The organism is Mycobacterium shimoidei, assembly GCF_900417275.1.
Classification (GTDB): Bacteria; Actinomycetota; Actinomycetes; order Mycobacteriales; family Mycobacteriaceae; genus Mycobacterium; species Mycobacterium shimoidei.
On sequence record NZ_UEGW01000001.1, the window covers coordinates 2,847,144 to 2,872,127 of the forward strand.

Here is a 24,984-nt window from a genome sequence, read left to right on the forward strand (position 1 = left end):
GCTCACTCGGACACGGCCTGCAGCACCAACATTGTCCGGGCCCCCAATGAGACGGCATTGCCGGCGGCGATCGAGTCCTGATCTGCCGTAGCCGGTGCGCACGCGCAGGTGTCGACGACGGATATCCAGGCCCGGCCGAATTCTGGTGGTGGCATGGTGAAGTCGATGGGCTCGTGGTGTGCGTTGAAACACAACACGAACGAGTCGTCGGTGACTCGTTGTCCGCGAGCGTCGAGGTAGGGGATTCCCAGGCCGTTCAAATAGACTGCGACCGATTTTCCGAAACCCGAATCCCAATCTTCGTCGCTCATTTCGGAACCATCGGGGCGGAACCACGAGATGTCGGGCAGTCCTTCGGCGCCTCGTCTGCGTACCGGCCCGCCACTGAAAAATCGGCGCCGCCGAAATACTGGGTGAGCGGCCCGCAGGGCCGACACCGCTTGGGTAAATTCCATCAGCTCGCCGTCGGCTTTGTCCCAGTGCACCCAGGTGGTTTCGTTGTCCTGACAGAAGCCATTATTGTTGCCGTTTTGGGTGCGGCCCAGCTCGTCGCCATGCGAGATCATCGGAACTCCTTGCGACAGCAACGTCGTCGCCAGAAAGTTCCGCTGCTGCCGGGCCCGTAGCGTGTTGACTTCCGGATCGTCGGTCGGCCCTTCCACACCGCAGTGCCAGGACTTGTTGTTACTCTCGCCGTCGTTGTTGTCCTCGCGGTTGGCCTCGTTGTGTTTTTCGTTGTAGGACACCAGGTCGAGCAGTGTGAATCCGTCGTGTGCGGTGACGAAATTGATTGATGCCACCGGCCGCCTTGCGGTGTGCTCGTACAGGTCGGCCGAGCCGGTCAGCCGTGAGGCGAATTCCCCGAGGGTCGCGGGCTCGCCGCGCCAGTAGTCGCGAACGGTGTCACGGAACTTGCCGTTCCACTCCGTCCATTGCGGCGGAAAATTACCCACCTGATAGCCGCCCGGTCCCACGTCCCATGGTTCGGCGATCAGCTTGACCTGACTGACCGTTGGATCCTGTTGCACGAGTTCAAAAAACGCCGATAGCCGGTCGACGTCGTAGAATTCCCGGGCAAGCGTGGCGGCCAGGTCGAATCGGAATCCGTCGACGTGCATCTCGGTTACCCAGTAGCGCAACGAGTCCATGATCAATTGCAGGGTGTGCGGGTGACCGACGTGGAGGCTGTTGCCGGTACCGGTGTAGTCCATGTAGTACTGGCGATCGTCATCGACCAACCGGTAGTAGGCGGCGTTGTCGATTCCGCGCATCGACAATGTGGGGCCCAGGTGGTTGCCTTCGGCGGTGTGGTTGTAGACCACGTCGAGGATGACTTCGATGCCCTCCTCATGCAGCGTGCGGACCATGGCCTTGAATTCCTGCACCTGACCGCCGGGAGTGCTGCTGGAGGTGTACTTGAAGTCAGGAGCGAAGAACCCAATGGTGTTGTAACCCCAGTAGTTTGACAGCCCCTTGTCCACCAGCGTGGAGTCGTTTGCAAAGTGATGCACGGGCATCAGCTCGATCGCGGTGACGCCCAGATTCTTCAGATGCTCGATGATCGCCGGATGCGCGATACCGGCGTAGGTGCCACGCATCCGTTCCGGAATGTCCGGGTGCAACTGGGTGAGTCCCTTGACGTGCGCCTCGTAGACAATCGTGTCGGCGTATTCGCGGTCCGGCGGACGATCGGCACCCCAGTCGAAGTAGGGGTTGATCACCACTGACTTGGGCATGCACGGTGCGGAGTCATCATCGTTGCGGCTGTCGGGATCGCCGAAGTTGTAACTGAACAGTGACTGGTCCCATTCGAAATTGCCATCGATGGCCTTCGCATACGGATCGATCAGCAGCTTGTTGGGGTTGCACCGGTGTCCGGCGGCGGGTTCGTAGGGCCCGTAGACCCGGTAGCCGTAGTGCTGACCGGGTTCTACCGCCGGCAGGAAACCGTGCCAGACGAACCCGTCGACTTCGATCAACGGCACCCTGGATTCATTGCCGTCGGCGTCGAACAGGCACAGCTCGACCTTGTCGGCGACTTCGCTGAACACCGCGAAATTGGTGCCCGACCCGTCGTAGGTCGCTCCCAGTGGATAGGCCTTACCCGGCCATTGCTCCCATGCCGGCGCTGCCGGCCGCTCGCCGATCGAATCGGCCGTCTGTGTCACGGCGCAAGGATTACCCGCGCCGGGCCGCGGCCAATCGGGTGGCGAACTCAGGCGACCGTATCGAGCGGGCCTGCGGGCCCAGTTCGGTGTTCTTGGCCAGTTCGTGCTGCTCGACGTCCACCGACCCGGGGCTGGCGGTGGCCCGCATCGTGGCCTTGGTTGCGAGCACGACCTCGCGCGGGGCGGCGGCGGGCCCGGCCGCGAGTTCCAATGCGGCGGCCACCGGGTCCTCGGCAATGCTGAGCGCCAGGCCGTGTCGCACAGCCGATTCGGCGTCGAAACGCATTCCGAACAGCAAAGCCGCGCGGGCGACCTGGGGACCGACGGCGCGCTGCAGCATCCAGGTCGCTCCGCCGCCGGGATGCAAACCCAGCTTCTGGAATCGGGCGTCGAACAGCGCCGTCGGCCCGGCGATGCGCACGTCGGCGGCCAGGGCCAGGTTCAGGCCGGCACCGACGGCCGGGCCGTTGACGGCGGCGATCGTGGGCAGCGTGCACCTGCCGACCGCCATGAACCCGTCGTAGACCTGCAGCAGCCGTTCCTCAGTTGCCTCACCTAAGGCGCTCAGGTCAGCGCCCGCGCAAAACGCCTTTCCGGCGCCGGTGACGACGACGGCGTGGACGTCGGTATCGCCCTCCGCCCGCTCGATCGCGGCGCGCAGCTGGACCGACATCGCCGCGGTCACGGCGTTGCGTCGATCAGGGTCGTTGACCGTGACCACGGCAATATGGTTGTCGACGCTGTACAGCACAAGATCGGCCATGGGGCACGCCTCCGCGGTTGGATCCGGGTGTCTCAACAGACCCAGTTGTCACACCAGTGTCAATTCGGCGCCCCCGGCAGTGTCTGATTTCACGACATAGTTGACAGCTGTCCCGGGACATAGTTGACACCTCATCTTGCCGGGGAGGTCGGCCATGTCCAAAGCCCAGCTGGTCATCACCGCCGTCGTGCTGGAAGGACGGCGCCCCCGGCAGGACTCGAACCTGCGACCACAAGATTAGAAGTCATGCGCTCTGTCCAGCTGAGCTACGGGGGCCGGCAACTCTTATGCGCAGGTCAGTCTATCCAACGCTGCATAAAGCCTTGTCCCGACGCGCAACGCCGAACGAAATGCCGTTGGTGGAGAGTGTGATTCGTTAGTCTGTGGCCCGCGACACACGTACGCTGCCGGTGGTCACCAGCCGTCGGAAGCGGCAGGTGGGGCCCCCGGCGTCAAGGAGCGACGTTGCCATGAACCCGGCTATGAGCGTGACAACGCGTTGCTCGCGGGTGGGCGCCCAGGCGCTGCGGCAGGGTGCGCAATTGGCGGTCGAGGCGGTGGACACCTACCGTGCCGGTGCTCTGCTGCTCCGGGGTTCGCCATTTGCCTTGGCGTGTTTTGCCGGATGGCTGACGGCGGAGTTTCCGCCCCAGGTGTTGACCGGGCACGCGTTGTCAGGGGTGACCCCGCTGTCGGTCGGTCGAAAGGCGACGACGTGGGCGGCGCAGCGGGCTGACCGCATCCTCGACGCGGCGCTGCAGGAATCCTTGGGCAGCAATTACCGCGACCTGGTGTCGCATCCGCTGCCCGAAACGCCCGAGTGCGGCCGTCGCGGCGGATTGCTGCACGCCGCGGGGCATCGGCGCCGGTACGCGGCGCAGACTTCGGACATCTCCTACGGGCCTGCGGGTCGCGACAACATGCTGGACATCTGGCGCCTCCCGGACCAGCCGCAAGGGCGCCGGGCGCCGGTGCTGCTCCAAGTGCCGGGGGGTGCGTGGACCGTCAACGGCAAACGGGGCCAGGCATATCCGCTGATGGGACGGATGGTCGAACTCGGCTGGATCTGCGTATCGATCGATTACCGCAAGAGTCCGCGCAACGCCTGGCCGGCCCACATCGTCGATGTCAAGCGGGCGCTGGCCTGGGTCCGCGACAACATCGCCGATTACGGCGGGGACCCTGACTTCATCGCGGTCACCGGCGGCTCGGCGGGCGCCCACCTGGCGTCGCTGGCCGCGCTGACCGCCAACGACCCGCGCCTGCAGCCCGGCTTCGAAGAAGCGGACACGACGGTCCAGGCGGCAGCTCCGTATTACGGCGTCTACGACTTGACCGATGCGTCGAAAATGCACGAATTGATGCGGCCATTCCTGGAGCACTTCGTGATGCAAGAAACTTACGCCGATGATCCGGCGCTGTTCGAATCCGCGTCACCGATTTCGTACGCGCACAATGGCGCTCCGCCGTTTTTCGTGTTGCACGGCGAAAATGATTCGGTGATTCCGCGTGCACAGGCCCAAACCTTCTGCGCTGCGCTGCGTGAGGCTGGAGCGCGCACCGTCGGGTATGCCGAGCTGCCCAACGCCCACCACGCGTTCGATATGGTCGGGACCGTCCGGTCGCGTCTTGCGGCTGATGCCGTCGCCGACTTTTTGGGCGTTGTCTACGGACGGTATCTCCGCTCGCACAGGCGAACTCTGCGCAAACGGGCCACGCCCGCGAGCTGAGCCGGCGAATTCGGTCTGCCGCCAAAGTATTTCGTAAGGCATTCTTCCCGCGATCGGCTAATGCGTGGGGTTGATCCGTGGAATCGCTACCGTCGCCGCGACAACCGGACTAGCGTTGGATTGGCGATGTCAGGGCTGACCGGACGGGAGAAGGAACGTGGCTGAGTCCGTCGACGCGGCTGGGTTGCCCGTCGAGCTGGGAGCGGTGGACTATTTGCTGCACCGCGGGGAGGCCAACCCGCGGACCCGCTCCGGCATCATGGCCCTGGAGATCCTCGACACCAGCCCGGATTGGGAGCGCTTCCGGACCCGATTCGAGAACGCGTCGCGTCGGGTGTTGCGGCTGCGGCAGAAAGTGGTGGTGCCGACCCTGCCGACGGCCGCGCCGCGCTGGGTGGTGGATCCGGACTTCAACCTGGACTTTCATGTGCGACGGATTCGCGTCGCCGAACCGGGCACCCTGCGGCAGGTGTTCGATCTGGCCGACGTGATGCTGCAGTCTCCCCTTGACATCGCCCGTCCGCTGTGGGCGGCCACGCTCATCGAGGGCCTGGCTGACGGAAAAGCTGCGACGCTGCTGCACTTGAGCCACGCCGTCACCGACGGGGTGGGCAGTGTGGAGATGTTCTCCCAGATCTACGACCTGGAGCGCGATCCACCGGAGGGCCCGCCGCCGCCGCAACCGATTCCGCAGGATTTATCTCCCAACGATCTGATGCGCGAAGGCATCAATCACTTGCCGATGGCGGTCGCGGGCGGCGTGCGGGATGCGTTGTGGGGAGCGGCATCAGTGGTCGGGCGGGCGGTGGCGAGGCCCGCATCGGCGGTAGCCGGGGCGCTCAGCTATGCCCGATCCGGGGTTCGGGTGATAAGCCGGGCCGCCGAGCCCTCGCCGCTGCTGCGGCGCCGCAGCCTGGCCACCCGCACCGAGGCCATCGAAATCCCACTGGGCGATCTGCATCGCGCGGCCAAGGCCGGCGGCGGATCGATCAATGACGCCTACTTGGCCGGCCTTTGCGGGGCGTTGGGCCGCTACCACGAAGCGCTCGGCGTGCCCATCGCCACCCTGCCGATGGCGGTGCCGGTGAACTTGCGCGCTGAAGCCGACCCGGCCGGCGGCAACCGCTTCACCGGGGTCAACCTGGCCGCGCCGGTGGGTACCGCCGATCCGGTCGCCAGGATGCGCAAGATCCGCGCGCAGATGACCCAGCGCCGTGAGGAACCCGCGATGGACATCATCGGTTCGATCGCGCCGATATTGAGTGTTCTGCCATCACCGATTCTGGAAGCTATGACCGGTTCGGTCGTCGGCTCGGACGTGCAGGCCAGCAACGTGCCGGTCTACCAGGGAGACACATACCTCGCCGGAGCGAAAGTATTGCGCCAGTATGGTATTGGCCCACTGCCCGGCGTGGCGATGATGGTCGTACTGATATCGAGAGGTGGGTACTGCACGATCACCGCACGCTATGACCACGCCGCCGTCCGACACCAAGGACTGTTCGCCCGCTGTCTGCTGGAGGGTTTTGACGAAATCCTTGCGCTGACGGGTGATCCCGAGCTGCACGCGGTGCCGGTGTCGTTCGACTCCGAGACCGCACAGTCTGCGGCCCACACGGGATTCGGCTCATGACCACCCGCGCACTGAACACGGAGAAGCCGCCTCGCGACCTTCGGCTGCCCGGGTCGGTGGCCGAGATCATGGCCAGCCCGCCCGGACCCAAGATCGGCGCGTTCTTCGATCTGGACGGAACCCTGGTCGCGGGGTTCACCGCCGTCATCCTCACCCAGGAACGTCTGCGGCGACGCGACATGGGCGTCGGCGAACTGATCAGCATGATTCAGGCCGGGCTGAATCACCGACTCGGTCGCCTCGAATTCGAGCAGCTCATCAGCAAGGCCGCGAGGGCGCTGGCCGGGCGCGCGCTGAGCGATCTCGAAGAAATCGGTGAGCGGCTGTTCCTGCAGCGGATCGAGTCGCGGATCTACCCGGAGATGCGTGAGCTGGTGCGTGCTCACCTGGAGCGAGGGCACACCGTGGTGCTCAGCTCGTCGGCGCTGACCATCCAGGTCGAGCCGGTTGCCCGCTTTCTGGGCATCCTCAACACGCTGACCAACAAGTTCGAGACCGATGAGAACGGGGTCTTGACCGGAGGGGTGGTCGCACCAATCCTGTGGGGCCCGGGGAAGGCGGCCGCGGTCCAAAAGTTCGCCGCCGAGCACGGTATCGACCTGAAAGACAGCTACTTTTACGCCGACGGCGACGAGGACGTCGCCTTGATGCATTTGGTCGGCAATCCGCGGCCCACCAATCCGGAAGGCAAGATGGCCGCCGTCGCCCGTCGCCGTGGCTGGCCGATCCTGCGGTTCACCAGCCGCAGTGGCGGTGGTATCACCGCAGGACTGCGAACACTGGTCGGGGTCGGCTCGGTGGTCCCGGTCGCGGCCGGCGCGGTGGGTATCGGGCTGCTGACCCGCAGCCGTCGCCGCGGCGTGAACTTCTTCACTTCCACCTGGTCACAGCTGCTGCTGGCGGCAAGCGGTGTGCACCTCAATGTCGTCGGCGCCGAGAATCTGACCGCGCAGCGCCCGGCGGTCTTCATCTTCAACCACCGCAACCAGGCGGACCCGATCATCACCGCGGCGTTGGTGCGCGACAACTGGATTGGCGTCGGAAAAAAGGAGTTGGCCAGCGATCCGATCACGGGCACGCTGGGCAAACTGCTGGACACCGTCTTCATCGACCGGGATGATTCGAAGGCTGCGGTGGAGGCGCTGCACGAGGTAGAGGAGCGCGCGAGGCGGGGCCTTTCGATCGTGATCGCCCCCGAGGGCACCCGGCTAGACACGACCACCGTCGGCCCGTTCAAAAAGGGCCCGTTCCGAATCGCGATGGCAGCCAAAATTCCTATCGTTCCCATCGTGATCCGCAACGCAGAGCTCGTCGCAGCGCGCAACTCCAGCACGATGAACCCGGGCACAGTGGATGTCGCTGTGTTCCCGCCGATCTCGGTCAGCGATTGGACGCTTGACACCCTGCCGGAGCGGATCGCCGAGGTACGCCAACTGTATCTGGACACGTTGGCCGACTGGCCCGTCGACAAGCTGCCCGAAGCCGCCCTCTACACCAAGGTGACCAAGTCCGCGCCGCGCAAGCGCGCAACAAAGTCCCCCAAAGCGTCGGCGAAGAAAGGTGCCGCGAAGAAAGCGGCCGCAAAGAAATCAGCCAAGTCCACATCTCGGCCCAAAGGACAATCGTGATGACCCGGGCAGCCGATATCGACACCTTCAGCACAGCCGACGACACCTTGGTGTTGACGTCGGTGTCCTCGGCGGTGGAAGCCGAGCTGCTCTCGCAGTGGCTCGACCAGCAGCGTGAGCGACACCCGGAGACCAAGATCGACGTGCTTCGGCTGCCCGCGCACGACGCTGAACCCGCGGCTTTGGCACAACTCGTCGAGCAGCTCGAAGTGGATGAGGACCGGTCGATCGTGCCGGTGCGGGTGTTCTGGCTGCCTGCTGCCGACGCGTCGGCCCTGCAGCAGCTGATGGCCCTGGTGCCGGGACGAAACCCTTACCAGCCCAGCGAACGTCAGCAACGGCGCATCCTGCGAAACGAACCGTCCCGCGCCCGGGTCGTGGCCGGCGAATCAGCCAAGGTCTCCGAACTCCGTCAGCAGTGGCGCGACACCACCGTCGGTGAAAACCCGCGCGATTTCGCGCACTTTGTCACCCGGCGTGCCATTTTGGCGATGGAACGCGCCGAGTACCGGATCCTCGGTCCCCAGTACAAATCGCCACGGCTGGTGAAGCCGGAAATCCTGGCGTCCGCACGATTTCGCGCTGGTCTGGAGAAGATCCCGGGCGCGACCGTCGAAGAAGCCGGCAAGATGCTCGACGAGCTGGCCACCGGCTGGAGCCGAGCCTCGGTCGACCTGGTTTCGGTGCTCGCCCGCGCGCTCAGCCGCGGATTCGACCGCGAGATCGACTATGACGAATACCAGGTCGCGGCAATGCGTACCGCGCTGGAGACCCATCCGGCGGTGCTGTTGTTCTCACACCGGTCGTACATCGACGGCGCAGTCATCCCGGTGGCAATGCAGGAAAACCGGTTGCCGCCGGTGCACGTATTCGCCGGGATCAACCTGTCCTTCGGGGTGATGGGACCACTGTTGCGCCGTTCGGGCGTGATCTTCATTCGCCGCAACATTGCTGGTAACGCGCTGTACAAGTACGTCCTGCGCGAATTCGTCGGCTACATCGTCGAGAAGCGTTTCAACTTGAGCTGGTCCATCGAGGGCACCCGATCGCGGACCGGAAAGATGTTGCCGCCCAAGCTCGGTCTGATGAGCTATGTGGCCGATGCCTATTTGGATGGCCGCAGCGATGACATCCTGCTGCAGCCGGTGTCGATCAGCTTCGATCAATTGCACGAAACCACCGAGTATGCCGCCTACGCCCGGGGCGGTGAGAAGACGCCAGAGGGTTTCGGCTGGCTGTATCGATTCATCAAGGCCCAGGGCGAGCGTAGTTACGGCAAGATCTATGTGCGCTTCCCCGAAGCCGTCTCGATGCGCCAGCATCTCGGACCGCCGCACGGCCCGATCGCGACCGATGAGGCTGCCAAACGGCTTGCCCTGCAAAAGATGTCGTTCGAAGTGGCGTGGAGGATTCTGCGGGCCACACCGGTGAACGCCACCGGTCTGGTGTCGGCGCTGCTGCTGACCACCCACGGCACCGCGTTGACGTTGGGCCAACTGCAGCACACCCTGCAGGACTCACTGGACTATCTGGAACGTAAACAAACTCCCATGTCCACCAGCGCGCTGCGACTGCGTACACCCGAAGGTGTCCGGGCGGCGGTCGATGCGCTGTCCAATGGCCACCCGGTCACCCGCGTCGACGGCGGGCGCGAACCGGTATGGCGTATCGCGCCGGAAGACGAACACACTGCGGCGTTTTACCGCAACTCGGTTATCCACGCCTTCTTGGAGACCTCGATCGTCGAACTGGCGTTGGCTCATGCGGGTCACACCGATCACGACCGGGTCGAGGCGTTCTGGGCGCAGGCCATGCGGCTGCGCGATCTGCTGAAGTTCGACTTCTACTTCGCCGATTCGGCGGCGTTCCGGGAAAACATTGCCGAAGAGATGGCCTGGCACCAGGATTGGGAAGCCCAGGTCGCTGCCGGCAGTGCGGAGATCGACGCGATGCTCTACGCGAAGCGACCGCTGATGTCGGATGCGATGCTGCGCGTGTTTTTCGAGGCCTACGAGATCGTCGCCGATGTGTTGCGCGACGCCCCGGCGGAAATCGGCGAGAAGGAACTGACCCAACTGGCCCTCGGCGTGGGTCGCCAGTACGCCGCGCAGGGCCGGGTCAGCAGTAGCGAGCCGGTGTCCACCCTGCTGTTCGCAACCGCTCGCCAAGTCGCCGCCGACCAACACTTGCTCGAGCCCGCACCGGATTTGGCCGAACGCAGGATGGCGTTCCGCCGCGAGCTCCGCAGTATCCTGCGTGACTTTGATCACGTCGCCAAGATCGCCCGCGATCAATTCGTCGCACGGGAGATTGAGGCGCGCCGGGCTGCGGGGTAGCAGCGCCATACGCTGTGCATGTGAGTGCTCGACGGCGGGTGGTGGCGTGGCCGCCGCTGATCGGTGTAGCGGCGCTGGCCGGGGGCACCGCCGCCGGAATCGCGGCGCTGTCGATCGCCGATGCGCTGACCGCCACCGGGCTGCCTGACCCGGGACCGGCGACCACCCTGGGTCTACCGTTTGTGCGGGCCGTCGGCGAAGTCGCCGCGGTGGTCGCCGTCGGATCGTTCCTGTTCGCCGCGTTCTTTGTGCCGCCGCAGGCGAATGGCGTGCTCGACGTCGCCGGCTATCGCGCCCTGCGGCTCGGTGCTGCAGCTTCCGCGGGGTGGGCACTGTGCGCCGCGCTGCTGGTCCCGCTCACCATTTCCGATGTCTCAGGTCAGCCGGTCAGCGCCCACCTCAACCCCGTGGACCTCTGGTCGCTGGCGAGTTTGATCAATACCGCGTCCGCGTGGCGGTGGACCGCCATTTTGGCGGCTACGGTCATGGTCGCGGCATTAGCGATACTGCGCTGGTCGTGGACGCCGCTGCTGCTGGCGGGCGCACTGATCACCCTCGTTCCGCTGGGCCTGACCGGGCATTCATCTGCCGGTGGTTCGCACGATCTGGCTACCAACAGCCTGCTGATCCACCTTGTCGCCGCGAGCTTGTGGGCCGGTGGACTGCTGGTCCTGCTGGTTCACGCGCTGGGCCGGACCGACCACGCCGACCTGGCAGCGCGGCGGTTTTCCGCCCTCGCGCTGTGGTGTTTCATCGCGATGGCGTGCAGCGGCGTCGTCAACGCCTTGGTACGGGTCACTCCCGCGGATTTGTTGGGCACCGGCTACGGGTGGTTGGTGATCGCCAAGTTCGTCGCGCTGTGTCTGCTCGGCGTCATTGGCTGGCGCCAGCGTCGCACGGCCGTCGTTGCGCTGCAAGCAAATCCGGGTGAGCCTCGCCTGTTGATCCGGCTGGCACTGATCGAGGCGGCGGTGTTCGGCGTTACCTTCGGCATCGCGGTTGGGCTGGGCCGGACGCCACCACCGCCTCCGCCGATAGCGAATCCCTCGATACCCGAGGTGGCGATCGGCTACGACTTGGCCGGGCCGCCTACCGCAGCGCGGATCTTGTTCGATTGGCGCTTCGACCTGATCTTCGGCACCGCGGCGATCGTGTTGGCGGCGCTGTATATCGCCGGGATGCTGCGACTGCGCCGCCGCGGTGACAGTTGGCCGCCGGGTCGGACGGTGTCTTGGTTGCTCGGCTGCCTGACGGTGCTGTTCGCGACGTCATCGGGGGTGGGCCGATACATGCCGGCCATGTTCAGCATGCACATGGTCGCCCACATGCTGCTGTCGATGCTGGCACCGATCCTGTTGGTGCTCGGCGCCCCGGTCAGCCTGGCGCTGCGAGCGTTGCCGGTCGCCGGCCGCGGTGAGCCTCCGGGCATGCGGGAGTGGCTGCTGGCGGGACTGCACAGCCGGCTGTCTCGGTTTTTGACCCACCCGATCGTCGCCACCGCGCTGTTTGTCGCGGGGTTCTACGGGTTGTACTTCAGCGGCATTTTCAACGCCGCCGCGAGCAGTCATCTGGGCCATGTCGCGATGAACGTGCACTTCTTGCTCAGCGGTTACCTGTTCTATTGGGTGGTGATCGGCATCGACCCGACGCCGCGGCCGATCCCGCCGCTGGCCAAGGCCGCCGTCCTCTTCGCGTCGTTGCCCTTGCACGCTTTCTTCGGAGTTGTGCTGATGGGAACCCGAGAGGTTCTCGGGATGAGCTTTTACCGGTCGCTGCAGCTGAGCTGGCACACCGATCTGCTGGGTGACCAGCGACTCGGCGGTGGAATCGCGTGGGCGGCGGGTGAAATTCCGCTGGTGATTGTCATGATCGCGTTGCTGGTGCAGTGGCGTCGCAGCGAGGAGCGGACCGCCCGGCGGCTAGATCGCGCCGCTGAGCGCGACGACGACGCCGAACTGGCCGCCTACAACGCGATGCTGGCCGAGCTGGCCCGACGCGACGCTTCCGGGCAGCGCTAGCTGACTGCTGTTTCGCGGCGAAGCCCTTTAACCACAGTCACCGCTTAATCCACAGGTCCGTCTTGTCACAAGCGTTGACCGCCGCGGTTGTCGGTGTTGCCGGCCTGACTGGATCCACAACTGCTACACGACCGCTACACGAAAGGGATGAGCAATGTTCGAAACACCGATAGCCGTGGTCGGCAATATCGTCAACGACCCGATCCGCCGCCAAGTCGGCGATCAGGAGGTGATGAAGTTCCGCGTCGCCAGCAATTCGCGCCGTCGTAGCCCCGACGGCACCTGGGAACCCGGCAATTCGCTGTTCGTCAGCGTCAATTGCTGGGGCCGGCTGGTCTCCGGTGTGGGCGCCTCGTTGCGCAAGGGCTCGGCGGTGATCGTCGTGGGGCACGTCTACACCAGTGAGTACGACGATCGCGACGGCAATCGGCGCTCGGCGGTGGAGATCCGGGCCAGCGCTGTGGGTCCGGACCTGTCGCGTTGCCATGCTCGGATCGAAAAGACAGTTCCGGTGGACGCGGAGACCGTGACGGCGCCCACTGCCGAACCTGCGGGCGATACCGACGAGGTCCAGCCGGCGGAAACCGGGCTGCCGATCTCGGCTTAAAAAGCGGTGCTGCAGCGTTTGCCTAGGATGGTCGGCGAGCATGGCAAGACCAGGGAGGTAACACCGCTGCATGGCTGAGTTCATCTACACGATGAAGAAGGTCCGCAAGGCGCACGGCGACAAGGTCATCCTTGACGACGTCACACTGAGCTTCCTGCCCGGAGCAAAGATCGGCGTCGTGGGCCCCAACGGGGCGGGCAAGTCGAGCGTCTTGCGGATCATGGCCGGGTTGGACAAACCCAACAACGGCGACGCCTTCCTGGCCGCCGGCGCCACCGTCGGCATCTTGCAACAGGAGCCGCCGCTGGACGAGACCAAAACCGTGCGTGGCAACGTCGAAGAGGGTCTGGGCGAGCTCAAGGTCAAACTCGACAGGTTCAACGAGGTGGCCGAGCTGATGGCCACCGACTACTCCGACGAGCTGATGGAGGAGATGGGCCGGCTCCAGGAGGAGCTCGACCACGCCGACGCCTGGGACATCGACTCACAGCTCGAGCAGGCCATGGACGCGCTGCGCTGCCCGCCGCCCGACGAGCCGGTGACCCACCTGTCCGGCGGCGAGCGGCGCCGGGTGGCGTTGTGCAAACTGCTGCTGTCCAAGCCCGACTTGCTGCTGCTCGACGAGCCGACCAACCACCTCGACGCCGAGAGTGTGCAGTGGCTCGAACAGCACCTGGCCTCCTACCCGGGCGCGATCCTGGCGGTTACGCACGACCGCTACTTCCTGGACAACGTCGCCGAGTGGATCCTCGAACTCGACCGGGGCCGCGCTTACCCGTACGAGGGCAATTACTCCACCTACCTGGAGAAGAAGGCCGAACGCCTGGCGGTACAGGGCCGTAAGGACGCCAAGCTGCAAAAGCGCCTGAAAGAAGAGTTGGCCTGGGTCCGCTCAGGCGCCAAGGCGCGTCAAGCCAAGGGCAAGGCGCGGCTGCAGCGCTACGAGGAGATGGCCGCCGAGGCGGAAAAGACCCGCAAGCTCGACTTCGAGGAGATCCAGATTCCCACCGGTCCGCGCCTGGGCAACGTGGTGGTCGAGGTCGAGCATCTCGACAAGGGCTTCGACGGCCGACCGCTGATCAAGGATCTGTCGTTCTCGCTTCCCCGCAACGGCATCGTCGGTGTCATCGGTCCGAACGGGGTGGGTAAGACCACCCTGTTCAAGACCATCGTGGGCTTGGAGCCACCCGACAGCGGCACCGTCAAGATCGGCGAGACCGTGAAGATCAGCTACGTGGACCAGACCCGCGCCGGTATCGACCCGAACAAAACCGTGTGGGAAGTCGTGTCCGACGGCCTGGACCATATCCAAGTCGGCCAAAACGAGATCCCGTCCCGTGCCTATGTCTCGGCTTTCGGATTCAAAGGGCCCGATCAGCAGAAGCCGGCCGGGGTGTTGTCCGGCGGCGAGCGCAACAGGCTGAATCTGGCGCTCACCCTCAAAGAGGGCGGCAACTTGATCCTGCTCGACGAGCCGACCAACGACCTCGACGTCGAGACGTTGGGCTCGCTGGAGAACGCGCTGGAGAAGTTCCCTGGCTGCGCGGTGGTGATCTCGCACGATCGCTGGTTCCTCGACCGCACGTGCACGCACATCCTGGCCTGGGAAGGCGATGAGGACAACGAAGCCAAGTGGTTCTGGTTCGAGGGCAACTTCGGTGCTTACGAGGAGAACAAAGTCGAACGGCTCGGCGTCGAGGCAGCGCGTCCGCACAGGGTGACCCATCGCAAGCTCACTCGCGACTAAGGTCAGGCATACCAGCCGGCGCTGGTACGCGTGCATAGTCAGGAGCAGTCGGGATGACGGGTGATCCGCGGACTACCAGCCTGCAGGAGTGCACTGACTTCACTCGCCTAGATGACATTCCCGCGTGGATTCCCCGGGCGTACACCGCCACCTACCGCGGTCCGCACGGTGATGCGCCCGAGACCGAGCGGCAGTTCGCCGATACCGCGGTCATCCAACGGGCCGCCGTCAAAGCGGTGACACCGGCGCTGCTGAGCGCCCACTTCCGGCTGGCACAACATCGCCGTTCCGGTGAAACGCGGGTGGCCGTCTACACCGCCGACGACCCCGCCGGGTTCGGCCCGGCGATGCAAGTCGTGACCGAGCAGGGCGGCATGCTGATGGATTCGGTCGCGGTGCTGTTGCATCGACTCGGGGTTGCCTACGTCGGCATCATGAATCCGATCTTCGTCGCGCACCGCAGCCCGACAGGTGAACTGCAAAGCATCGGCTCCATCGACGCAGAGCGCCCACCGGACGGCGTCGAAGAGATGTGGATCCATGTGCAGCTCTCGCCGTCGGTGAACCGCAAGGCGCTGGCAGAAGCCGAACGGCTGCTGCCCAGCGTGCTCGGCGACGTGCGCCAGGTTGCGGCCGATGCGACCGCCATGATCACGGCACTCGATGCCGTCGCGCACGATGTCGAAGCCAACGAACAAGGCCACTATTCGGCCCCGGACCGCGAAGATGTCGCCGCGTTGCTGCGCTGGCTTGCCGACGGGCACTTCGTGCTGCTGGGCTACCAGCGCGGCCCGATATCCGACGGGCAGGTGTCGGTCGACGAATCGTCCCGGCTGGGTGTCTTGCGACTTCGCAAGGCGTCCCGGCCACGGTTGACCGAGGACGGCAAGCTGCTCGTCTTGGCCCAAGCCACCACTCCGAGCTACGTGCGCTTCGGCGCTTATCCCTACGTCGTCGTCATCCGGGAAAACGCCCAAAACACCGTCGTCGAGCACCGCTTCGTCGGGCTTTTCACGGTTGCCGCGATGAACGCCAACGTCCTGGAAATCCCGTTGGTTGCCCGCCAGGTTCAGAAAGCGCTCGCGTTGGCCGAACGCGACCCGAGCCATCCGGGCCAGCTGTTGCTCGATATCATCCAAACCGTTCCGCGTTCAGAGCTGTTCGCGCTCGATGCCGAGCGGCTGCTGGAGATGGCCACCGCCGTAGTGGATCTCGGATCGCGGCGCCGTGCACTGCTGTTCTTGCGCGCAGATCGACTCGGCCAACTGGTATCTTGCCTGGTTTATCTGCCACGCGACCGGTACACCACCGCGGTGCGATTGGAAATGCAGGACATCTTGGTCCGCGAACTCGGCGGCAGTAGCCTCGAATACACCGCTCGGGTCAGCGAAGCACCCTGGGCGGTTGTGCATTTCGTTGTTCGACTACCGGATCGGTCCAGCGCCTCAGCGGTCGACACGTCCGATGAGAACAAGGCTCGCATCCAAGCGCTGCTCACTGAGGCGACACGTACCTGGGCCGACCGGCTGATGGGCGCGGTACAGACCGGCGCGATTGCGCAGAGCGAGGCCGAGCATTACGCGGACGCGTTTTCAGAGGCCTACAAACAGGTCGTCAGTCCCGCGGACGCCATCAAAGACATTGCCGTCATCGAATCGCTGACCGACGACTCCGTCAAGCTGGTGTTTGCCGACCGTGACGAGGGCGACGGGATCGCCCTGCTTACTTGGTATTTGGGTGGGCGGACGGCATCGTTGAGTCGGCTACTACCGATGCTGCAGTCCATGGGCGTGGTTGTGCTCGAGGAGCGACCGTTCACCGTTACTCGGCCCGACGGACTGGTGGTGTGGATCTACCAATTCAAAATCAAGCCGCATCCCACCATCCGACTGGCGCCGGAAGGACCCGAACGGGAGGCCACCGCGCAACGCTTCGCCGACGCGGTGACCGCGATCTGGCAGGGCCGGGCCGAAATCGACCGGTTCAACGAGCTCGTGCTGCGCGCCGGCCTGACCTGGCACCAAGTGGTGGTGCTGCGCGCCTACGCTAAATACCTGCGGCAGGCGGCATTTCCCTACAGCCAGGCCCACATAGAGTCAATTCTCAACGAGAATCCGAAGACCGCGGCGGCTTTGGTCGCACTGTTTGAGGCACTGTTCGATCCGGACCCCTCGGGATCGCGCGAAAGCCGGGACGCACAAGCAGCTGCCGCTGCTGTCGCCGCAGATATCGATGCGCTGCAGAGCCTGGACACCGACCGAGTGCTGCGAGCATTCGCTTCGCTGATTCAGGCGACGTTGCGTACCAATTACTTCGTCACAAAGGAAGGCTCGGCGCGCAGCCAAAATGCGCTAGCGGTGAAGCTCGATGCTCAACTGATCGACGAACTGCCGTTACCGCGACCGAAATTCGAGATCTTCGTGTACTCACCGCGCGTGGAGGGTGTGCACTTGCGGTTCGGTCACGTGGCACGCGGCGGGTTGCGTTGGTCGGATCGCCGCGAGGACTTCCGCACCGAGATCCTGGGTCTGGTCAAGGCGCAAGCGGTCAAAAACGCGGTCATCGTGCCGGTGGGTGCCAAGGGCGGATTCGTCGTCAAGCGACCGCCGCTGCCGACCGGTGACGCCGCCGCCGACCGCGATGCCGCCCGCGAGGAGGGCATCGCCTGCTACAAGCTGTTCATCTCCGGACTGCTGGAAATCACCGACAACGTCGACCACAGCACCGGCGAGGTCCGCGTCCCACCTCAGGTGGTGCGCCGCGACGGCGACGACGCCTACCTGGTGGTGGCCGCGGACAAGGGCACCGCCGCGTTCTCCGACATCGCCAACGACATCGCCAAGTCCTACGGATTCTGGTTGGGCGACGCGTTCGCCTCTGGCGGATCGGTGGGCTACGACCACAAGGCCATGGGCATCACCGCCCGCGGCGCATGGGAAGCGGTGAAACGACATTTCCGGGAGATGGGGGTTGACACCCAAAGCGAGGACTTCACCGTCGTCGGCATCGGCGACATGAGTGGTGACGTGTTCGGCAACGGCATGTTGCTGTCCAAGCACATTCGCCTGGTAGCCGCCTTCGATCACCGGCATGTCTTCCTCGACCCCAACCCGGACGCCGCGGCCTCGTGGCAGGAGCGCCGCCGACTGTTCGAGCTGCCACGTTCCAGTTGGGCGGACTACGACACGTCGCTGATCAGCGAGGGTGGCGGGGTCTTCAGCCGCGAACACAAAACCATTCCGATCAGCGACCAGGTCCGCGCCACGCTGGGAATCGAAGATGACGTCAGCGAGATGGCACCGCCGAACCTGGTGCGCGCCATCCTGAAAGCTCCGGTGGATCTGCTCTACAACGGGGGCATCGGGACTTACGTGAAGGCCGAGGCGGAATCTGACTCCGAAGTCGGTGATCGGGCCAATGATCAGGTCCGCGTCAACGCAAATCAGTTGCGCGCCAAGGTCGTCGCCGAAGGAGGCAATCTCGGTGTCACGGCCCGCGGGCGCATTGAGTTCGATCTCTGCGGCGGCCGGATCAACACCGACGCGATGGACAACTCGGCCGGTGTGGATTGCTCCGACCATGAGGTCAACATCAAGATCCTGATCGACGCGCTGATCACCGCCGGCAAGATCAAACCCGAGGAACGCACCGGACTCCTCGAGTCGATGACCGACGAAGTCGCTGAGTTGGTCCTCACCGACAATGTCGATCAAAACGACCTGCTGGGCACGAGCCGGGCCAATGCCGCCAGCTTGCTGCCGGTGCACGCCGACCTGATCAAGTATCTGGTGGCGGAACGCGGGCTGAACCGCGAACTGGAGGCCTTGCCGTCAGAAAAAGAGATTCACCGGCGCGCCGAGGCCGGTCTCGGACTCACTTCGCCAGAGCTGGCGACGTTGATGGCGCACGTCAAACTGGCGCTGAAAGACGAGCTGTTGGCGACCGACCTTCCCGATCAGGAAGTGTTCGCTTCCCGCCTGCCGCAATACTTTCCGTCGGTGTTGCGGGATCGATTCGGTGGCGAGATCCGATCCCATCAGCTGCGCCGTGAGATCGTCACCACCATGCTGGTCAATGACTTGGTGGACACCGGCGGCATCACCTATGCGTATCGAGTCACCCAGGACGTCGGAGTAGGCCCAGTCGATGCGGTCCGGGCCTATGTGGCCACCGACGCGATTTTTGGGGTGGGCGAGCTGCGTCGGCAGATCCGCGCTGCCGACCTGCCGGTCACGCTGAGCGACCGGCTCACGCTGGATACCCGTCGACTGATCGACCGCGCCGCGCGCTGGCTACTCAACTACCGTCCGCAACCACTCGCGGTGGGCGCGGAGGTCAACCGATTCGCCAAGAAGGTGCAAGAGCTCACCCCGCGGATGTCGGAGTGGCTGCGCGGCGACGACAAGGCCATCGTGGAAAAGGAGGCCGCCGAATTCGCTTCCCAAGGCGCCTCTGAGGAATTGGCCTATATGGTGGCCATCGGCCTGTATCGGTATAGCCTGCTCGACATCATCGATATCGCCGATATCGACGAGCGCGACGCCGCCGAGGTTGCCGACACCTACTTCGCCTTGATGGACCGCCTCGGCACGGACGGGCTGCTGACCGCGGTCTCCGAGCTGCCCCGGGATGACCGCTGGCATTCGTTGGCACGCTTGGCGATTCGCGACGACATCTATGCTTCCCTGCGGGCATTGTGTTTCGACGTGCTGGCCGTCGGTGAGCCGGATGAAAGCGGGGAAGAGAAGATTGCCGAATGGGAACACACCAGCGCATCGCGAGTGGAACGGGCGCGCCGTACGCTCACCGAGATCTATGAAAGCGGCGCCAAAGACCTGGCGACGCTGTCGGTGGCGGCACGCCAGATCCGCCGTATGACGCGCACCAGCGGGCGGGGATCGTCAGGGTGACCACGGGTTATGTCGCACCAGTGCCGGTGCGCTGGTCGGACATCGACATGTACCAGCACATCAACCACGCCACCATGGTCACCATCCTCGAAGAGGCCCGTGTGCCGTTTCTGCGCGAGCCCTTCGAAGCCGATATCACCACCATCGGCTTGTTGATCGCCGACGTGCGGGTGACCTACAAAGACCAACTGCGGCTGGCGGATTCCCCGCTGCAGGTGACCATGTGGGTCAAACGGCTACGCGCGGTGGACTTCACGATTGGCTACGAGGTGCGCTCGGTCAACGCCGAACCGCAATCCAAACCTGCCGTGATCGCCGAGACGCAGTTGGCCGCGGTCCACATCAAAGAGCAGCGGCTCGTGCGGCTCTCGCCGCAACAACGGGAATACCTGCAGCGGTGGCTGCGGTAGGCGAACGCGGGCTGTGGTTGGACACGGCGCACCGCACGGATCTGGCCACGTTCGCCGAGCGGGCGCTGCGTCTTGACGACGCAGCCGTGGTCCGGCTGCGGATCCGCTCGACTGAGGCGTTCACCGCTTGGGTCGCCACGGGTTTCGACGTGTTGGCCAGCAGAGTGGTGGCCGGCACCGTGCGGCCCGACGATATGTCCGTTGCCGCCGACGAATTGGTGCGCGGGCTTGCTGCGATGGACGATGCCGGCTACGTCGATCCCGGCTTTCCGATGGATTCGGCGTGGCGCAGCGCGCTGCCGCCGGACTCCGGGTTCACCCACCTCGACGACGTACCCGCGCGGCTGATGCTGCAGCTGTCGCAGCGCGGTGCCGAACTGGCGAAGGATTACGGCAGCGCGCACGGTCCACCCGTATCGCTGCTCGACCAGGAGGTGCTTCGGGTGAGCTCCGCCGGCAACAGCGTCGGAGTTCCCATGCGTTGCGTATTCGCCCTCGCCGCAATGGGTTTTCTGCCGCAGTCACCGGAGGCCGTCGATGCCAACGAAATCGTGCGGGTGCGGATACTGCCGACATGGTTGCGCGTCGATGCGCGGTTCGGTTCGGTCTACCGCCGACGCGGGGATCCTGCGCTGCTGGCGTTATAGCGCTCCGGCGGCTGCGCAGGCGTTTTCCGGCCAATACTGAGATTTGGCTGAGAATAAAATTTGGTTTGTGTAAGTTGCTGGGCAGCTCAAATCACCTGTAGCGGGAGGTCGCAATGGCGCGCTGTCGGTTGGGGTCGCTGAGCAGCGTGGTGGTGGTGCTGGCCAGTGCGGTACTCAGCGTCTCGTTGATGACGCCGCCGTCGGCACCCGCGACCGAAGCGAAATCGCTAGAGGCAGACGCGGTCCTGATGGACACCGAGTCGTTGATCGTCGGGCCCAGCGGTGTGCCGATACCCCCGCAGAGCTACATCGATGCCGTCAGCGAGCGATTCATTGATCCGGCCATGCCGTTTTTCCCGGGACAGCCGGTGTTCTCGGTGGATCACGCGAACGCCGTGTTCACACCGGAGGGGCTGCAGCCGCTCAACGGGATCAAAGTCTTACCCCTCGACCCATCGGTAGCGCAGGGCGCCACGATCGTCGAAAACACGATCGACCAGCAGCTCGCCGCCGGAAACGACGTCGTCTACTCCGGTTACTCACAGAGCTCCACGATTGCCTCGCAGGTGATGCGTGACCTGCTGGCGCTACCCATGGCCGAGCAGCCCACCGCGGACCAACTGTCCTTCGTGCTGCTCGCCGACCCCAACAATCCCGACGGCGGTCTGCTGTCGCGCTTCGGCGACCCGACCCTGCCGCCGCTGACTCTGCCGAGTTTGCAGCTCACCTTCAGCCCCGCGACCCCGTCGAACACTGTTTGGGAAACCGCGATCTATACGCGCGAATACGACGGTTTCGCCGACTTCCCCAAGTACCCAATCAATTTCCTGTCCACGCTCAACGCTTTCATCGGCCTGCAAACCCTGCACAGCGCCTACCCCGAGCTCACCCCCGAACAGCTCGCGACCGCTGTTGAGGTGCCCACGTCTGCGGGCTACACCGGCGCCACCACCTACTGGATGATCCCCACCGAGCATCTGCCGCTCGCGGAGTTGATTCGCCAAATCCCAGTCGTGGGAACACCGCTGGCCGATCTGCTCGAGCCGGACTTGCGGGTGCTGGTCAACCTCGGCTACGGACCGGACCCAGACGTCGGATGGTCGACCACGGGCGCGGATCTGCCCACGCCGTTCGGGCTGTTCCCGACCTTCACCCCAGAGCAGTTCGATGCGGTCGTGGACGCGTTGGTGACGGGCACTCAAGACGGATTCACCAAAGCAGTCGGCGACCTACAGTCCATGGACCTAAGCGCGGAATTGACTGGCCTTTTCGCGCCGGCGCCCGGCGTCGACGCGCTGGGCACAGCGGTGAGTGCGGATCCGATAACCGACCTCACCGATATTGTGAATGCCCTTAGCGGCGCCGCCTCGGCTGCGTACTCGAGCCTGCTCGGACTGGCGGATATCGCCAACGCGCTGGTTTTGATGCCGGTGTATGACCTCAGTCTGTTCATGCAAGAAGTGGCCGAAGGTGACCTGCTGGGCGCGGTCGGCATGCCCATTGCCGCCGACATCGCACTGGGCACCTTGGCGGCCGGCTTCAGTTTGACCGTGGTCACGAATGCCGTGACAGCGGTTTCCGATGAACTCGCGGGGCTGTTCGCGTTCTGATCACGAAGCCAGCCACGCCGCGGCGTTGGGCGGCAAGCGATGGTTGGCCAGCGGCGCACTGGCCAGCAGCAGTTCGCCATCGGGAAGCCGCACCGGTCGATTGCCGGCATTGAGCACGCAGAGCAGCCCACCGGGACGGGCGAACATCAACGTGCTGCCCGGTGTCGTCAACCATTCGATCCGCCCGCCGGAGAATTCCGCACGTTTCTCCCGTATTTCGAGGGCTCGGCGGAAGAACGACAATGTCGAGTCCGCATCGGCGAGTTGGCGCTCGACGGTAAGTGGCGCCCAGTCCGTCGGCATCGGCAACCAGGTCTTTTTCGACGGGGAGAACCCGAACGGGGGAGTGTCGCCCTCCCAGGGCATCGGAACGCGGCACCCGTCGCGCCCGCGGTCGGTGTGTCCGGAGCGCTCCCACGTCGGGTCCTGCAGAACTTCGTCGGGCAGTTCGACATTGGGCAGCCCGAGTTCCTGCCCGTTGTAGATGAACACTGCGCCGGGCAGCGCCAGCATGACCATCGCCATTGCCCGCGCCCGGTGCAGCCCGACCGCACCGCCGCCGTACCGGGTCACCTCCCGGTCGACGTCGTGGTTGGACAATGTCCATGTCGGCGTGGCATTTTCGATCGCCGCGGCAGCCAACGAGTTGTCGATGGCGTCGCGGATGTCGGCGGCGTCGAAGCGCGCCTGCACCAGCCGGAAATTGAAGCCGAGGTGTAGCTCGTCGGGACGCAGGTACTCGGCCCAGCGGGCGTTGTCGTGAACCCACACTTCGCCGATGGTCACCGCGTCGGGGTAATCGTTCATGACGGTGCGGATATCGCGGTGGATCGCGTGCACGTCGGGATGGTTGAACCGCGGGTCGTCGTCTCTGTTGCGCAGCATCCGGTCACGCTCGACGGCCTCCATGTCTGGCAGGTCCGGCGGCTTGGCCATCCCGTGCGCGACGTCGATACGAAAGCCGTCGACGCCGCGTTCCAACCAAAACCGCAGTGTCTTCTCGAAATCGTCAAACACGTCCGGGTTGGCCCAGTTGAGGTCCGGCTGCTCGGCATCGAAGAGGTGCAGGTACCACTGACCCGGCCTGCCGTCGGGTTCGACGACCCGGGTCCAGGCCGGCCCGCCGAAGACTGATTCCCAGTTGTTCGGCGGTTGCTCGCCGGCGGGGCCGCGGCCGTCGCGAAACAGGTAGCGGTCGCGCGCGGGGCTTCCCGGCCCGGCGGACAGCGCCGCCTGAAACCACGGGTGCGCAGAGCTGGTGTGGTTGGGCACCAGATCCATGGTGATCTTGATGCCTCGCTGATGCGCCGCCGTGATCAGCCGGTCCAAGGCGGTCAGCCCGCCGAACAGCGGGTCCACGTCACGAGGATCGGCGACGTCATAGCCGTGGTCGACCATTGGTGAGACGGTGACCGGGTTGAGCCAGATCGCGTCGACGCCCAGCAGGGCCAGGTAGTCCAGTCGGGCCAGTACCCCGTCCAGGTCGCCGACGCCGTCGCCGTTGCTGTCGGCGAACGAGCGCGGATACACCTGGTAGAAGATGGCGTCGCACCACCACGGCCGCGGTGTATCGGCCCGCATCAGAGCGCGGAGTTCACCAGCGAGTTCGCCGCCATCTGCAGGTAATCCAGCAGCTCCCGGCGGTGTTCGTCGTCAAGGGTGGCCGAGTCGATCGAAGCGACCGCCGTGTGCATGCAGCGCAGCCACGCATCGCGTTCGATCGGCGAAATCCGAAACGGCACATGCCGCATCCTCAGCCGGGGGTGACCGCGCCGATCCGAGTAAGTTCGCGGGCCGCCCCAATACTGCTCGAGGAACATCCGCAATCGCTCTTCGGCGCCGGCCAAATCGTCTTCGGGGTACAGCGGGCGCAGGATCTCGTCCTCAGCGACCAACTCGTAGAAACGCGCAACGATGGCGTGGAAGGTGTCGGCGCCGCCGACGGCGTCGTAAAACGACTGCTGCTGTACTGGTTCCATCGTTTCTCATTGTGGGGCATCGGCGGAGGTCGTTGCGCACCCGGACCTGTTGTTCACCTTATTGACCAGCGAACACCGACCAATTTAGCGTGCAGTGGATGCCGAATCATGGTGGACTGTTCGGCGGAGGACGTATGGCGCACCATAAAGGGCGCCGCGACCACCGCACATCCGGTGCCGCGGCGGGGCTCACCCGGCCCGTGGGTCGGTCATGCCTGCATAGCGTCGAAACCAACCCACCTGCGTCGCGTGACTCCGGATCGATCTGGAATCGTCGCCGGGTGCTGCTGCTGAACTCCACCTACGAGCCGCTTACCGCGTTGCCGATGCGGCGGGCCATCATCATGCTGGTCTGCGGGAAAGCCGACGTCGTTCACGACGACCCGGCCGGTCCGGTGATCCATTCGGCAACGCGATCGATCGTCGTGCCGTCGGTGATCCGGTTGCGGTCCTTCGTTCGGGTGCCGTATCGCGCCCGGGTTCCGATGACCCGAGCGGCGCTGATGCACCGGGACCGCTTCAGCTGCGCGTACTGCGGCGCCAAGGCCGACACGGTCGACCATGTGGTACCCCGCAGCCGCGGCGGCACCCACTCGTGGGAGAACTGCGTGGCGTGCTGCTCGACCTGCAACCATCGCAAGGGCGATCGGCTGCTGAACGAGCTTGGCTGGTCGTTGCGGCTGGCGCCGACGCGGCCCAAGGGACAGCACTGGCGGCTGCTGTCGAGCGTCAAGGAGCTCGACCCTTCGTGGGCGAGGTATCTGGGTGAGGGCGCCGCCTAGCCCGGCGACGATGCAG

16 protein-coding genes and 1 tRNA gene are annotated in these 24,984 nt (G+C 64.9%); 12 read left to right on the forward strand and 5 right to left on the reverse strand.

The genetic code is table 11. The annotated features are described in order from the left end of the window. Positions 1–2: 2 nt before the first annotated feature. The 3 genes from glgX to MSP7336_RS13900 all read right to left on the reverse strand — a co-directional run bounded on the left by glgX (position 3) and on the right by MSP7336_RS13900 (position 3,207). The gene (gene glgX, locus MSP7336_RS13890; protein ID WP_244917459.1) at positions 3–2,168 is read right to left on the reverse strand and encodes a glycogen debranching protein GlgX; all 2,166 of its coding nucleotides are present in this window, start codon (positions 2,166–2,168) and stop codon (positions 3–5) included. Positions 2,169–2,178: 10 nt separating this feature from the next. Next, positions 2,179–2,931: an enoyl-CoA hydratase gene (locus tag MSP7336_RS13895; RefSeq protein WP_069394537.1), complete on the reverse strand. Its 753-nt coding sequence runs from the start codon at positions 2,929–2,931 to the stop codon at positions 2,179–2,181. A gap of 202 nt (positions 2,932–3,133) precedes the next feature. Next, positions 3,134–3,207 (reverse strand) — tRNA-Arg (locus MSP7336_RS13900). 194 nt (positions 3,208–3,401) lie between these two features. Between MSP7336_RS13900 and lipQ the strand changes: the two genes are divergently transcribed. The 11 genes from lipQ to MSP7336_RS13955 all read left to right on the forward strand — a co-directional run bounded on the left by lipQ (position 3,402) and on the right by MSP7336_RS13955 (position 22,207). Beyond that, the gene (gene lipQ, locus MSP7336_RS13905) at positions 3,402–4,661 is read left to right on the forward strand and encodes an esterase LipQ (protein ID WP_113963941.1); all 1,260 of its coding nucleotides are present in this window, start codon (positions 3,402–3,404) and stop codon (positions 4,659–4,661) included. A 157-nt stretch (positions 4,662–4,818) separates the two neighbouring features. Then, the gene (locus MSP7336_RS13910; protein WP_113963942.1) at positions 4,819–6,294 is read left to right on the forward strand and encodes a wax ester/triacylglycerol synthase family O-acyltransferase; all 1,476 of its coding nucleotides are present in this window, start codon (positions 4,819–4,821) and stop codon (positions 6,292–6,294) included. Next, complete coding sequence (locus MSP7336_RS13915) at positions 6,291–7,922, forward strand: HAD-IB family hydrolase/lysophospholipid acyltransferase family protein (protein WP_113963943.1); 1,632 nt, start codon at positions 6,291–6,293, stop codon at positions 7,920–7,922. Before MSP7336_RS13910 ends, MSP7336_RS13915 begins: the two co-directional genes overlap by 4 nt. Next, the gene (locus MSP7336_RS13920; protein ID WP_113963944.1) at positions 7,922–10,258 is read left to right on the forward strand and encodes a glycerol-3-phosphate 1-O-acyltransferase; all 2,337 of its coding nucleotides are present in this window, start codon (positions 7,922–7,924) and stop codon (positions 10,256–10,258) included. The genes MSP7336_RS13915 and MSP7336_RS13920 overlap by 1 nt, the downstream gene beginning before the upstream one ends. A gap of 14 nt (positions 10,259–10,272) precedes the next feature. Beyond that, positions 10,273–12,276, forward strand: a complete 2,004-nt coding sequence (locus MSP7336_RS13925; protein WP_113963945.1) for a bifunctional copper resistance protein CopD/cytochrome c oxidase assembly protein — start codon at positions 10,273–10,275, stop codon at positions 12,274–12,276. A gap of 154 nt (positions 12,277–12,430) precedes the next feature. Beyond that, a complete protein-coding gene (gene ssb, locus MSP7336_RS13930) occupies positions 12,431–12,883 on the forward strand; it encodes a single-stranded DNA-binding protein (protein ID WP_069394543.1) in 453 nt (150 codons plus the stop codon). Between the two features lie 70 nt (positions 12,884–12,953). Beyond that, complete coding sequence (ettA, locus tag MSP7336_RS13935) at positions 12,954–14,630, forward strand: energy-dependent translational throttle protein EttA (RefSeq protein ID WP_069394544.1); 1,677 nt, start codon at positions 12,954–12,956, stop codon at positions 14,628–14,630. Between the two features lie 53 nt (positions 14,631–14,683). Next, on the forward strand, positions 14,684–19,540 hold the full coding sequence (locus MSP7336_RS13940) for an NAD-glutamate dehydrogenase (RefSeq protein ID WP_069394545.1): 4,857 nt from the start codon (positions 14,684–14,686) through the stop codon (positions 19,538–19,540). Between the two features lie 47 nt (positions 19,541–19,587). Next, positions 19,588–19,950, forward strand: coding sequence for an acyl-CoA thioesterase (locus tag MSP7336_RS13945; RefSeq protein WP_276002893.1), 363 nt, complete (start codon positions 19,588–19,590; stop codon positions 19,948–19,950). Next, positions 19,938–20,597 (forward strand): DUF8010 domain-containing protein, encoded by a 660-nt coding sequence (locus MSP7336_RS13950; RefSeq protein WP_069394547.1) that lies wholly within the window; start codon positions 19,938–19,940, stop codon positions 20,595–20,597. The genes MSP7336_RS13945 and MSP7336_RS13950 overlap by 13 nt, the downstream gene beginning before the upstream one ends. 113 nt (positions 20,598–20,710) lie before the next feature. Further along, entirely contained in the window at positions 20,711–22,207 is a 1,497-nt protein-coding gene (locus MSP7336_RS13955; RefSeq protein ID WP_069394548.1) for a PE-PPE domain-containing protein, read from the forward strand. On the opposite strand, the gene MSP7336_RS13960 is transcribed toward MSP7336_RS13955, so the two are convergent. Both MSP7336_RS13960 and MSP7336_RS13965 read right to left on the reverse strand, forming a co-directional pair. Further along, on the reverse strand, positions 22,208–23,788 hold the full coding sequence (locus MSP7336_RS13960) for a glycoside hydrolase family 13 protein (protein ID WP_069394549.1): 1,581 nt from the start codon (positions 23,786–23,788) through the stop codon (positions 22,208–22,210). It abuts the gene before it with no gap. Beyond that, positions 23,788–24,186: a globin gene (locus MSP7336_RS13965; protein ID WP_069394550.1), complete on the reverse strand. Its 399-nt coding sequence runs from the start codon at positions 24,184–24,186 to the stop codon at positions 23,788–23,790. Before MSP7336_RS13965 ends, MSP7336_RS13960 begins: the two co-directional genes overlap by 1 nt. 134 nt (positions 24,187–24,320) lie before the next feature. On the opposite strand from MSP7336_RS13965, the gene MSP7336_RS13970 reads away from it, so the two are divergent. After that, on the forward strand, positions 24,321–24,968 hold the full coding sequence (locus MSP7336_RS13970; protein WP_069394654.1) for an HNH endonuclease: 648 nt from the start codon (positions 24,321–24,323) through the stop codon (positions 24,966–24,968). The last annotated feature ends 16 nt before the right edge of the window (positions 24,969–24,984 follow it).

What these genes read in the sequence shown, in the direction of transcription:
- MSP7336_RS13965 (WP_069394550.1), bottom strand. Translation starts at nt 24,186, where the DNA reads ATGGAACCAGTACAGCAGCAGTCGTTTTACGACGCCGTCGGCGGCGCC.
- MSP7336_RS13955 (WP_069394548.1), top strand. Translation starts at nt 20,711, where the DNA reads ATGGCGCGCTGTCGGTTGGGGTCGCTGAGCAGCGTGGTGGTGGTGCTG.
- MSP7336_RS13915 (WP_113963943.1), top strand. Translation starts at nt 6,291, where the DNA reads ATGACCACCCGCGCACTGAACACGGAGAAGCCGCCTCGCGACCTTCGG.
- ssb (WP_069394543.1), top strand. Translation starts at nt 12,431, where the DNA reads ATGTTCGAAACACCGATAGCCGTGGTCGGCAATATCGTCAACGACCCG.
- lipQ (WP_113963941.1), top strand. Translation starts at nt 3,402, where the DNA reads ATGAACCCGGCTATGAGCGTGACAACGCGTTGCTCGCGGGTGGGCGCC.
- ettA (WP_069394544.1), top strand. Translation starts at nt 12,954, where the DNA reads ATGGCTGAGTTCATCTACACGATGAAGAAGGTCCGCAAGGCGCACGGC.
- MSP7336_RS13940 (WP_069394545.1), top strand. Translation starts at nt 14,684, where the DNA reads ATGACGGGTGATCCGCGGACTACCAGCCTGCAGGAGTGCACTGACTTC.
- MSP7336_RS13920 (WP_113963944.1), top strand. Translation starts at nt 7,922, where the DNA reads ATGACCCGGGCAGCCGATATCGACACCTTCAGCACAGCCGACGACACC.
- MSP7336_RS13970 (WP_069394654.1), top strand. Translation starts at nt 24,321, where the DNA reads ATGGCGCACCATAAAGGGCGCCGCGACCACCGCACATCCGGTGCCGCG.
- MSP7336_RS13895 (WP_069394537.1), bottom strand. Translation starts at nt 2,931, where the DNA reads ATGGCCGATCTTGTGCTGTACAGCGTCGACAACCATATTGCCGTGGTC.
- MSP7336_RS13945 (WP_276002893.1), top strand. Translation starts at nt 19,588, where the DNA reads ATGTACCAGCACATCAACCACGCCACCATGGTCACCATCCTCGAAGAG.
- MSP7336_RS13960 (WP_069394549.1), bottom strand. Translation starts at nt 23,788, where the DNA reads ATGCGGGCCGATACACCGCGGCCGTGGTGGTGCGACGCCATCTTCTAC.